Genomic DNA, 11,013 nt, shown 5'->3' with positions numbered 1-11,013 from the left:
TCTTTGAGCGCTGGATCGACTGCTGACTCGATCAAATCCAAGCTTGCCGAAAAGCCTATTTCCCTGTTTACTAAACAGAGCTTCGATAGCAAAATCACACCACAAGCAACATCAGGCCGAGATTTGATTATGTTTTCAAGCCCCTCAGTCTTCACATCTAGAGCATCATAAACCCAATCCCCTCCACGCTCAAAGCAGTCCAACATGGTTTCCATCAAAGTAACCATCCCAGGATGCTCCCAATATTCGGGAGGGATGAAATTAATAACCCGCAAATCGAACCATTGTGCATCGGCCTCTAAGAAAATGTCCGACAGCCTGTCGCAAACCGAAAAATCCAGAAGCATCGGCTCTTCCAACATTGAGAGCATAACCATGATGCCGCTTGCGATAAGCCTCCGAGATCCTCTTGGCAGTCCAGAGTCGTAAAGAGCAAGAAGTTCGCCAACTATCTTAGGCTCGTACTCATCAGCTCGGGTATCTCCATGCAGGGCGAATACTGGAATACCAACAGACGCAATGCAATCATCAAAAGGCAACCCGTTCTTCGGCTGATATTTAAAGTCAGCCCTAGTGATACCATTTATTCCCCAGCGCCGCTCTGCCTCTAACCATTCGACTGTATCTCCGAGCATACCATCTAAGATGCAATCGCCAATACGCTCTAATTCGTCTGCCGAATCGGTAGACCTTACAATAGCGGAGATTTGCCACGGGAACCCCCAAACCCAACTCCCCAATCCAAAAATCTCCCTAGTCCTCATCAGCTTTGCCGCATCAAATATGATCTGGGCTAACGACTCCTTGTTCAAGTTCGCTGTAAATGCTGAACAGTCGTATACCCACTTCCATCCTACCGAAACAGGAGGAACAGTAGACGAACATAACTCCAACTCGTAAAGATGATCACTTCGGACACACAAAAACTGGTCACCAACTCCTTCAACCACAAATTCTCTTCGATCGTGCCCATTGTAGGCCTTAACTACAACATCATACCATTCAGGAGGTTCCAATTTTGCGGGAGCATCGGGAGCAACATGCGAATCATGAATTCCGGGGAGGTAGTGAATTGAAACCACTCCCGGAGAAGATTCCAAAACAGCATTATACCACTTAGGTGTTAACCAACCGGAAGGATCGCGCGAGATTTTACGAGCCGTTATCGCAAGCACTTCTTTAGGATTGCTCGGCCATTCTTTCTCGACCAACTCAACAGCCCAGGGAACTTCCCGCTCTGCTAGCTCAACGAGCACATGCCAAGCCCCAAGTCGAGAATAGAAATCCGCCCCACCAAGCCGTGACCGTATTGACTCTTGAAACAGATCATCGACCTCCAATTGATACACAGAGCTTAATCTAGTTAAAAGGGCGCTAGGCGGCTGTTCAATCAACCTTAACGCCAACCTAGTAAAAATCTTCAACTGACTTGGCTGATTAGCAATTACACCATCCTCAACCAGATCCAACGCTAACTCGCTCCCTGTCAGCAGAACATTGTTGATACCGCTGTTCCGACTTTCGAAAACCTCTTCATTAAGCTCAGAGCAGATTGAAAATATACTAGCCCTTAAATACTGTCGCTCATAGAAACAGCGGCCAGCAGCAAAAAGAAAAACGTTCCGCCAGTGCGATGCATGCGCAATAGACCTCAGTCTTGAAACAATCTCCTCATCCCTTCCAGATGTAATAGCCTGAGCGGCCATAAACTCCTGTAATGACCTAATCTCAAATCCGATCCTCCCTTCCTGCGGGGCAACCAGGAAAACCAACCTCTCAATTGCCGCCTCAATAATTTCAGCTTTAAAAAGCTTCGCCTTGTCGCCGGAATGCCCTTCAGACAGAAGTCTAGAGTCAATAACATGAGAAAACTCCTCCTCAGTCAACAGTGCGTCTGTCTTACCACTTCTCTCCGATTCCACCTGGAGGTATACACCGACCTTCTGGTGAATAAAGTCGATGTCCGCCTGATAACTATTCAAGAGCTTTGCCGCAGGAATTTCCCTTTCCTTTTCGCGCCTATTAATTACATGATAATACTCGTTAAATAACCTCCACCGCTCCTTAGGCGGTTCCCCTAGAGATTCGACCAGCAGGGCCATAATTGTCACCTGCAAAGGACTTTTCATCAAACGGACGGTGGAACTCTCTTCGCAAGCGCGCTGCATCCTTCCGAGAAGCGTTTGGACCTTATCTTCATCTTCTCCCCAGCGTCGAACAATCAGCTTTTCAGCATAACTCAGGGCACGATCAGCATCCAACTCACTTAACTTATAATGCGTATAACTACCCTGAGAGAAATCATCGTCATATCCCTGAGGACGACTCGTTGCAACCAGCAAGATGTCCGCATTACACTCAGCGGCATCTATGAGAAAATCCTGAATACTCCCTAACACCTGAGATCTATTAGAGGAGGCAGGCACCTCATCAAGCCCATCAAGGGCAATTAGCCATGGGTAACTTGACAACCAACCACGAAGATCGTCACTACCAATATCCCGCTCACTCCGCTCCTTGATCCTGTTCAATACAAAACCAAACAATGATGAACACCCGCCATTTGCGAGAGATGCTGCAAATCTATTCAACTCGATACGCAATGGAAACCTAGCAACACCTGGAGCTTCTATGCCTTCCTCTTGAGACTGCGAAACAATAATATTACAAGCCTCCTCGACTTCGGAGGTTAATGCCCTTACCGAATGCTGCCTTATAAAAGAACACCGGTGAAGCTGACAGAAGAATTGAGTCAGCGTGCTTTTTCCTTGCCCCGGCCCTCCAATAAAGACAATCCTTCCTGGATGGCGTGTTAAAGCAGCAGTCAGAAGTGTACTCCTCTTCGAAAGAGACTCCCCGTCAAGCAACTGAGAAGCGATACCACTGAGCTTTGCCAACGCCGTAGCATTATTAGATTCTTCTGATCGCGCATGCGTGCGAGAGTAAGAGTGATACTCCTCCACAGCTCCCGCATCTTGGATAGGTAAATCTACAAAGACACTGGCTAGAGGAATTCTGTCCTTATTATTATGTCCCGCCTGCCCCAAGTTAACGTACTGCTCACCCCTCAATTCCTTTTGAACAAAGTTCAGCATCACATCACGAAAGTTCTCCCCCTTTGGCCGCATGCCCTCGATCACTGCAGCCAAGACATCGCCTGGGGTAATCCAAGCTCTATAGGCAGTACGCACTGCTGGGTGCAAATCCAAAAATGCGCAAAGCTGATCATAATCCCACACCCTAAAATCCCTAATACCAATAGAGCCCTTATACTTATCAATAAGCGAGGAAACTTTGTCCTTCCCCCCTGTGCCAGCCACAGGACTCAACGGTACATTAGTAACAAATATGTAGTACTCCGGCTTTTTTACTCCCGACATTTTTGACAGTTTGGTCAGTTCGGCTCTAAGCTCTTTGACTGCCCATGCCCCGCTATTTGGCGCTGCTCGCTGCCGAAACTTTGCTTGTATCACTCCATAGCCTGACCAAGGCGAGTCTGGATGCGGAAAACTTTTAATATCGTCAAATGCGGCTTCACGGCCACCGTCCGGACCGTCCCCGAAAATGTTGACCCCACCCCCTAACACGGCAAGCGCTAACGACTGAATCATTTGCTCAAAGGACCGGGTGGAGAGCCTGCTGAAATCATAATCCATTTATTTCTGCACCATTTTTGGGTAGTTACGTCGCACAAAAGATCCGCGTCTACGAGGCGGGCGCTGCTTACGGGCTTAAGCGCAGTGATACCACATCAAAATCAACATTGTGAAGCCAAAAAGCCACCAGGACCCAAAAATATTTCCCTAACGCATTCACCTAGAGATGCAGACTCAATCATGCGCTCGCATCCGTGCCAGTGGTCACTCGAAGATAGGTTGCCCTAGTTTGAAATAAGCACATAGTTCACCGAGTCGATCGTTCCATGCTCTCGGTGCGGCCCAGTCTTGGCCTAAACTCCATTACAACTGCGGATTAAGGAGTGAAGATAATGTCAAGCTAGCCGCCCCCCACACAAACGTTCGAACTAGGTAATGACTCTCTTACTGGGAAGTAAATTACATCACCTGCCTTTTGAAAAGCTTTGTACTGACAGGGCCATATCCTCGAAAAGCCGCTAACCTAATGTCTCTCATTTGCTTACTCCCATCTCGATGAGGACCTCCCCATGGCAACCGATTGCACGCTCCCCGACATCCTAAAGGCACTCAATGAAAACCAGCTGGCCATCGCTGCGGCCATTGAGGAGCTCTCGAACTGGGTGGAACAACGCGGCTCTACAGCCGTAGCACAGCACGTAAAGGACAACCTTTCGAACCTGGACCGACACCAAGAACTCATCACTCGTGGCATCGGCCGGCTCTACTTGGAATCCCAGTAACCTAAGCCCGCCTGGAAGCCGGGGAGGCGGCTAGTTGTTGAAGTAACCAGGATCGATTGGGCTGAGGGCTCGCTTCAACTGGGCCTGATGCTCCTCGTTCGCAGCCTGCGCATGCTGCTTCAAGTCCGCCTGATACGTGTCGAAGATCCAGCCAGCCACAGCCTTTTTGCTATATTCCACTACGTGCCCCTCCTGGTTGGCCAGAGGCACCCCACCGGTCCAAACGGTGTATTCGCCTCGACTGTTAGGCTCCAGCCGAACGGAGTCTTTGCCAACGCCCTCGTCATCCGCGAGCTTCCCAGGAACGGAATTAATGAACCTTTCCATCCATTGCCCACGGTCTTCTCCCTTTGGAACTGGTGGGAGGTCTTTGTTGAGGTACAGAGTGTTGTTGATGTTGGTCGATACAGCTGGATCTTTCAGGTAGTCCTTGGCAGCCTCCACAGCCTGAGCGGCTCCAGGAACTTGCCCCGTCTTCAGAAGTAGCTCTGACATTCGACGGAGGTCAGCTTGCACGGCTGTGAAATTGGTCTGATCATTGTGGAAAATCCCTTTCTCCCAATGCACAGCACGGGCGTACAGGCTCGGATTCACGACTTCGTTCACCGCTGCGGCCACGCTGGCCTTCATAGCCCCCGTATCTTCTTGAGAGACACCGGACACTTGTCCCTGATAGACCAGGGAAGCTGCCGTGCTCGGATCTGGAAAACCACCCTTCTCCATCAGAAACTGGACGTCAGACAGCTTTTGATACGCACCACCAGCCAACTGCTGGGCATAAGCGGGGTTAACCGCATTGATACGGTTGAAGGTTTCAATCGCACCCTGCCCCTGCTCGTTGAGCTGCCCCAGAGGTTTACCGGTGGGAGCCCAACCAACTGAAGCAAGATTCGTCACTCCCGCCTGGATGATTCGCTTCCACTGCGCGTTATCCACGCCGTTGGTTGAGTAGAACTGCACCTGTTTATCGAAGGGCATCTGAGTGTCCTGAACCTGCTGCGCCATGAACTGCTGAGCATACGCGGCAGAGTCGAACGGCTTCATCTTGCCCTCGGGCCCCATCACCTGCTGCGGGGGCATGTAAGAGAAGTTGCCTTGCGAGATGTGAACTTGGACGGCCTGCTGCGCGCTAGCAACCGACTGCTGAGCTGCTGATAGAAGCTGCGATCTGGCAATAGCGTCCTGCCGCTGCTTCAGCTGAGCCCGATTACCATTAAGGATAGAATTCCAAGCAGGCGCCGACACCCACCGTGCGTTCTTGGTAGCCCAGTCATTGAACCCTTTCTCGTCCAGCTCACCAGTATCCGCCTGGGTAAGCCAGGGGCGCATCTCGCCGTCCACACGCTTGCGCTGCCTCTGGTCATCCATGCTCTGGGCGTGGAGGCTCATTTCGGCTGCGGTGGTGCCGCCCAGCGTGGACGCCACGGTGACACCGGAAGACAGCTTCTGAGCCAGGAGGGCGTCCACCAGAGACTTGTTCCCGGTCTGCGCGATATGGACCAGCGTGTTGTTCAAGGTGGTCTTGCGGGCATCGTCACGCAGGAGGGAAGTGGACGAAAGAAGGTTGAACCTGCCCGCGATTGCCTGTGCGGCTTGGTCCGTGGAGCCATTGAACTGGGAGCCAGTGACATCTCCCACCATGTTCATCAGGTTGTCGCTAGATTCCTGGATGCCACGGTTGATGGCTTGGGTGTTCATGGTTCGCGCGTTCGTGTCGAACACGTTCATGCGGAACGCTTGGTAGCCCTTATCGAAGCCCGCCACTGCGAAGTTGCTTTGGCCCTGTAGGGTTTCATTACGAGTCTTCGCGAGGTACTCGTCCACCTGCTGGGGATCGGTGAACTGGAGTTCGCCAGTCTGGATTTTCGACATGGTGTCCCGCTCCATGCCTTGCATCAGGTTCTCACCGTAGATGTGCTGGAGCGTGCCCTGGAAGGCTGGGGACTGGGAGGCCAGGATAGAGCCGTCTTTGATCTTCTGGCCCAGCTCACCTACGGTCATGGAGTCCGCTGTGTCTTGGGCCTTCTGCCGCTCCTGCTGATCCTCAGCGGAGCCGAACTGCTGAAGCGCTTGGGGAATCGCTGAGGAGCCCAATGCCTGGGCCAGTTGGTTGGCCTTTATCCCAGCCGTATCGTCCAGGTGCGCACGGACTGGCTGGAAGGCGATTGGGTTTACTTGCTCCATGCCTTGGACGCCTGGATCGTAGTTTACTTGTTGACGCATTAGTTCCTCTCATGATGCAAAATTTAGAAGCCCCCATTACAGGGGCAAACTCATGCCGGCACGTTATTTACCGAGTCGATTTTTCTTTTAAGCTCTCGGTGCCAAATATCCTTCATGGCGCTCGCGTACCAATCCACAATAGCTACAGAGGTTTTAGGGCCCAGCTCATAACAAACCTCCTTGCCTTGAACATCAATATAAGCGCTGGGCGCCCCAAAACCTTCAGAATAGTAAAGACCAACCAACTCCCCCATTCTTTTTCGACCAATTCCCAGGACCTCCGCTAGCTGAAAGCTGGTAATCCACCCTGGAAGCGAATCAACACCGCTCTCATCGGCATCATCTCCAATGAAACCCTCTACACCCATTGTCACACTCATAGACATGTTCATAGTTAAACCTTCATTTATCCCTATCAATCAGGTACAAATTTTCTGCTTCAGTCGCAGAAGTAATACCTTGGTGAATATGTTGGATGTGCCGCAGGTGACGGAGTATCTCGACTAAGTGCTCGCTGACCTCCGCTTCCCAAGCTGTTTTGCAGCTCCCCAGAAAATCCAGAGGATCTTCGACATCTCGATACAGCTGGCTGACAGTAATTGCCTTGGCCAGCAAGGCTGATGCGTCAGGATACGGTTTGCGCTTGGCACCGCCCTTCGGCTGCCAATCGAAGGTGCGCATGAAAGGGGCTTTGGTGTCACCAAAAAATCCCCGCAAATCAACAACACCGCCCGTGTAGCAAAACCGTAGATCCATATCTTGTGGCTTCATATGGCCTACTCCACAACTGTATTAATAGTCACGCACCACCAGGCGACACCAATCAAGGTCGCTCGGGAAATTACGTCGATTGAAAACCAACTACCGCGCTTGGACGGGCGCACCCGTTCCACAAAGCCTTCAAGCTTGCCCAGTCGAAAATATGGAAACGCCAATTCCACCACTAACATCTTCCCTCCACAGCTTTGCGCTATTGACTGGAGGAAAGTCTACAAAACAGAGGGGGACTTGTTGCAAGCCCCCTACTTCGTGTGATACCTATATAATACCCACATCACTTCCATTTTTGATAAGTTCACATATATGGAACTCATCAAACAACTTCACACCCAAAAAAAATCTTAAACACAACACTCAAACCGTCCATCATTACTGCGGAGTATCAGCGGTATCACAGAGCCCACAGCCGCTCCCACGCCGCGATCTAGAAGCACCCTCAGCCCTACTCTCTCTCGCACCTCAGCGCTCGTTGCCTGGATATTCCGCTCCAGGGCCAGCAGGAGGGTGCAGGCAGCCACAGCTGAGGCCCTCCGGAAAGGGAAGTCTGCCAAGCGGACCCGCCCGCCTTCCTCATGGGGTTTACCCTCGGGGGTGGTCAGGTGGGAGATGAACGTGATGATGATTCCCAGCTCGTTCGCCAGGCCCGCCATCTCTTTCATGATCTGCTCAAGTGAGCCCTTCTCATCTGCGGTGTCAGCCATCGCAGTGAGGTGGTCGATGTAGATAAGCTTGATACCCTCAGAGACGGCCATGTAGCGCACCTTGCGCTTCACGATGTCCCACTCGGTTTCACCAAATGCGTCGTACATGACCAGGTTTTCGCCCAGTGCATCTACGGCTGCATCCAGTTCCTCATCGGTCCAGCCAGCGGTTTCCTTGGGAACGTGGAAGCGTTTCCCGGCGATCTTCCCGGCCACACGCTTGGCGGTCTCGGTCGGTTTCTGCTCTAGGAAAATGGTGCCCACACGCTCGCCCAGGACTTGGATGTCGTAGGCGATTTGCTGCGTGAGGAAGTCGGTCTTGCCCACACCAGTACCCGCGCCCAGCCCGTAGACTTCGCCATAGCGGCGTCCATAGGTGAGTTGGGTGACTGGATCAAGGAACCACGGCAAGCCCATGACCACGGCCTTGCGAATCTCTTCGCGGAGGTCTCGGACGTTTACGATAGAGTCCGCCCGGTAGGGACGCGCTTCGGCGATAGCGGTGAGAATGTCGCTCTCCCGGCCAGCTACTAGCAACTCGTTGGCGTCCTTCATAGGAAGCTTGGCGATCTTGCACTTACCTGGCGTGAAGAGTGGTGCACACTCCTCCACAGCGCTATGCCCGGCTTCGTCCATATCAAACATCAGAACTACTTCCTGGAAGGTCTCCAGGTAGCGGAGGTTCCACTGGATCGCTATCGCTGCGTGCTCAGGGCCTCTTGGCAGCGACACCACTGCCCACAGGTTGTTCTGTGCCTGGGAGACAGACATTGCGTCCAGCTCTCCCTCCGTGATGATTACCCTGAAGCCACCGGGAGCCCACAGGTTCTGCCCAAACATCCGATGCAGGGAGGCGTCTCCCAGCGTGGTGAACTCCTTGTGCTGATCCCGCAGTTTCTGAGCGACCATCACACCGTGGCGGTCGAAGTACGGAGCAACCTGAACGGCCTTAGTCGGAAACTCCGCAATGAAGTATCCAAATTTCCGGCATGTCTCCAGCTTGATTCTGCGCTTCGTGAGTTCCTTGCACTCCCCTGAAAGCAGCACAGTCACCGCTCCGAACCATCCAATAGCACACAGTCACGAACTGCTGTCATGTTCTCTTGGAAGACCAGTCCGTACTTGGCGAATAAGCGGGCTAGCGCGGAGGTCAACTCCTCCTCTAAAGGTCTGGCCTCATACGGCAGCTCGTGGCGCTCGCCGTTGACTTCCACAGCGATGTCCCAACGCTTTCGCACGGAACTGTCCGACTGCTTGTGGGGTGCATGTAGTACTGGGATCAGACTTTCCACAGCCCCAATCCGAAGCAGCCGTAGGTCTTTCACACACGCAACAAACCAAGGTAGAGCTTCACAGATAGCTTGGATGGCAAGGACGCAGTGGACGGGAGAAATGGATGTCCCGCCCATATGGAAGCCGGGTGTTTGCTTAGCGAGTCCATGAGAGGCAAGAAGCGCCTCTACGGCTTCGGAAGCGGCACCCGGATGCAGCTCAAGGGAATCCGCGTCCAGGCGGAAGATGATGGCGTACATCTGATATCTCCTTGCGAATTGTGCGTGGAGTGTACCTTCACTGGTGCGAGAGGGGTGTTGGATGCTGCTTCAGCTCCCTCAGCAGGCGCTCTACTGAATCGGCATAGTCAGTTGTAGGGAAGCGAAGCATCTTGCTCTTCTCTGGCTTGATCACAGTGAGCTCCGCATTGCCGAGGAGGATGTCGCTGATGAGCAAGTCGCAGAACACTGCGAAGCCGATGTCCAGCCAACGGGCGAACTCGATGAGCAACTCGGGATGTCCCCAGGTGCCCCGCCCGGCCACGTAACGATTGCCAGGTACGACCTCGAAGGCCGGGTGCTCCAGAGCTCCAAGCTCTTTCAGGGCTTCGATATATTTCGCCGTGCTTTTGGAGCGGACGAAGTTGCTCAGGTCCTTACGGAAGTGCTGGGCGGCTGCGCTCATGTTGAAGTAGCCGTCACCGCGCATGGTGAACTGGAAGCCAGCCCAAGCGGAGTTTGCGGAGATGGAACGGTTGATGTGTTGGATATCGAACATAGTACGGTCCTCAGTCGGGAGCCAAGACGGCTCGTGTATTCGACTGTGGGCCCTGACCCGGCGAAATCTATGTGGGCCCGCGAGGTTGGGCCCGTGCAAAAACAGATAGTCGAACGCTTACGCTTCAGCGTTTTGGCGGGCCTTCACGAGCCTCAGCAGGGTGCTCCGTGATGCGCGTGTAGCCTTGCAGACCTCGGACCAGGAACTCCCCCTGTCCAACATCGCCAAGATCGCCTGATTCCTCTCCTCGTTGGCTGGGCGCCCTTTGTAACTGCGCTCCTCCTTGGGCTTGAGCTTGTCTCGCTCTTTGGCCTGCTGGATGCCCTGAGTGGTCCTACGGCGTCTGTCGTCATAGTCCTTGCGGGCGATGGCGGCCAGCATGTCCAGCATCATTGAATTCAAAGCATCCATCATCCGCATGGTCATCTCGTCCTCCGCCTTCACCATCATGTGAGAGGTCGGCAGGTCGAGGGCCACCACACGAATCTTGCGGCTCAGCAGCTCAGATTTCAGGCGGTCCCAGTCTTCGGCATTGAGGCGCGAAAGGCGGTCCACCTGTTCAATCAAGAGCACGTCTCCAGGGTGACTATCCGCCAACAAGCGGAACAGCTCGGGGCGCTTGAGATTGGCCCCCGATTCGTTCTCTGCGTACCAGGCTGCGATGCGCAAACCGCGCTCCTGGGTGAACGCTTCGAGGTCTGTTCGGGCGCGCTGAGCATCCTGATCTTGGGTTGAGGCGCGGAGGTAGGCGCGGATGTACATGGGACAGCTCCGGTTCGCTTTGGATGGTTCGCATAATACTGGTTCGTTTTGATTGGTCAACCATCAATTATCGAACCACCTATCGAACCACCCTCGCTGGTTCCGTAAAGGCATACCCAT

Annotated in this window: 9 protein-coding genes (1 of these 9 running past the window's edge); 1 reads left to right on the top strand and 8 read right to left on the bottom strand. The window is 53.1% G+C overall.

Features of this window, described 5'->3' with window-relative positions; genetic code table 11:
• Nucleotides 1-3,656, bottom strand: partial view of an NACHT domain-containing protein gene (locus ACZ9GA_RS05150; RefSeq protein ID WP_457356767.1) — the 5' portion only. It extends 292 nt beyond the left edge of the window; only the first 3,656 of its 3,948 coding nucleotides appear in the window; the start codon lies at nucleotides 3,654-3,656; its stop codon lies off the left edge, out of view.
• 509 nt (nucleotides 3,657-4,165) lie between these two features.
• Between ACZ9GA_RS05150 and ACZ9GA_RS05145 the strand changes: the two genes are divergently transcribed.
• The gene (locus ACZ9GA_RS05145; RefSeq protein WP_457356768.1) at nucleotides 4,166-4,378 is read left to right on the top strand and encodes a hypothetical protein; all 213 of its coding nucleotides are present in this window, start codon (nucleotides 4,166-4,168) and stop codon (nucleotides 4,376-4,378) included.
• A 30-nt stretch (nucleotides 4,379-4,408) separates the two neighbouring features.
• Here ACZ9GA_RS05145 and ACZ9GA_RS05140 read toward each other — a convergent pair whose 3' ends face one another.
• From ACZ9GA_RS05140 to ACZ9GA_RS05110, 7 genes are all read right to left on the bottom strand, one after another.
• Complete coding sequence (locus ACZ9GA_RS05140) at nucleotides 4,409-6,562, bottom strand: hypothetical protein (protein ID WP_457356769.1); 2,154 nt, start codon at nucleotides 6,560-6,562, stop codon at nucleotides 4,409-4,411.
• Between the two features lie 89 nt (nucleotides 6,563-6,651).
• Nucleotides 6,652-6,993 (bottom strand): hypothetical protein, encoded by a 342-nt coding sequence (locus ACZ9GA_RS05135; protein ID WP_457356770.1) that lies wholly within the window; start codon nucleotides 6,991-6,993, stop codon nucleotides 6,652-6,654.
• 10 nt (nucleotides 6,994-7,003) lie between these two features.
• Entirely contained in the window at nucleotides 7,004-7,372 is a 369-nt protein-coding gene (locus ACZ9GA_RS05130) for a hypothetical protein (RefSeq protein WP_457356771.1), read from the bottom strand.
• Between the two features lie 350 nt (nucleotides 7,373-7,722).
• Nucleotides 7,723-9,135: a toprim domain-containing protein gene (locus ACZ9GA_RS05125; RefSeq protein WP_457356772.1), complete on the bottom strand. Its 1,413-nt coding sequence runs from the start codon at nucleotides 9,133-9,135 to the stop codon at nucleotides 7,723-7,725.
• Nucleotides 9,132-9,614: a hypothetical protein gene (locus ACZ9GA_RS05120; RefSeq protein ID WP_457356773.1), complete on the bottom strand. Its 483-nt coding sequence runs from the start codon at nucleotides 9,612-9,614 to the stop codon at nucleotides 9,132-9,134. Before ACZ9GA_RS05120 ends, ACZ9GA_RS05125 begins: the two co-directional genes overlap by 4 nt.
• A 37-nt stretch (nucleotides 9,615-9,651) precedes the next feature.
• Nucleotides 9,652-10,131, bottom strand: a complete 480-nt coding sequence (locus ACZ9GA_RS05115) for a KilA-N domain-containing protein (RefSeq protein WP_457356774.1) — start codon at nucleotides 10,129-10,131, stop codon at nucleotides 9,652-9,654.
• A 117-nt stretch (nucleotides 10,132-10,248) separates the two neighbouring features.
• Nucleotides 10,249-10,893 (bottom strand): recombinase family protein, encoded by a 645-nt coding sequence (locus tag ACZ9GA_RS05110; protein ID WP_457356775.1) that lies wholly within the window; start codon nucleotides 10,891-10,893, stop codon nucleotides 10,249-10,251.
• Between the last annotated feature and the right edge of the window lie 120 nt (nucleotides 10,894-11,013).

It is taken from the genome of Pseudomonas sp. TE3644, from assembly GCF_056278815.1.
Note: the sequence above shows the minus strand (reverse complement) of the source record. Positions and strands in the feature narration are given on the sequence as shown.

What these genes read in the sequence shown, in the direction of transcription:
- ACZ9GA_RS05130 (WP_457356771.1), bottom strand. Translation starts at nt 7,372, where the DNA reads ATGAAGCCACAAGATATGGATCTACGGTTTTGCTACACGGGCGGTGTT.
- ACZ9GA_RS05120 (WP_457356773.1), bottom strand. Translation starts at nt 9,614, where the DNA reads ATGTACGCCATCATCTTCCGCCTGGACGCGGATTCCCTTGAGCTGCAT.
- ACZ9GA_RS05140 (WP_457356769.1), bottom strand. Translation starts at nt 6,562, where the DNA reads ATGGAGCAAGTAAACCCAATCGCCTTCCAGCCAGTCCGTGCGCACCTG.
- ACZ9GA_RS05110 (WP_457356775.1), bottom strand. Translation starts at nt 10,893, where the DNA reads ATGTACATCCGCGCCTACCTCCGCGCCTCAACCCAAGATCAGGATGCT.
- ACZ9GA_RS05115 (WP_457356774.1), bottom strand. Translation starts at nt 10,131, where the DNA reads ATGTTCGATATCCAACACATCAACCGTTCCATCTCCGCAAACTCCGCT.
- ACZ9GA_RS05145 (WP_457356768.1), top strand. Translation starts at nt 4,166, where the DNA reads ATGGCAACCGATTGCACGCTCCCCGACATCCTAAAGGCACTCAATGAA.
- ACZ9GA_RS05135 (WP_457356770.1), bottom strand. Translation starts at nt 6,993, where the DNA reads ATGAACATGTCTATGAGTGTGACAATGGGTGTAGAGGGTTTCATTGGA.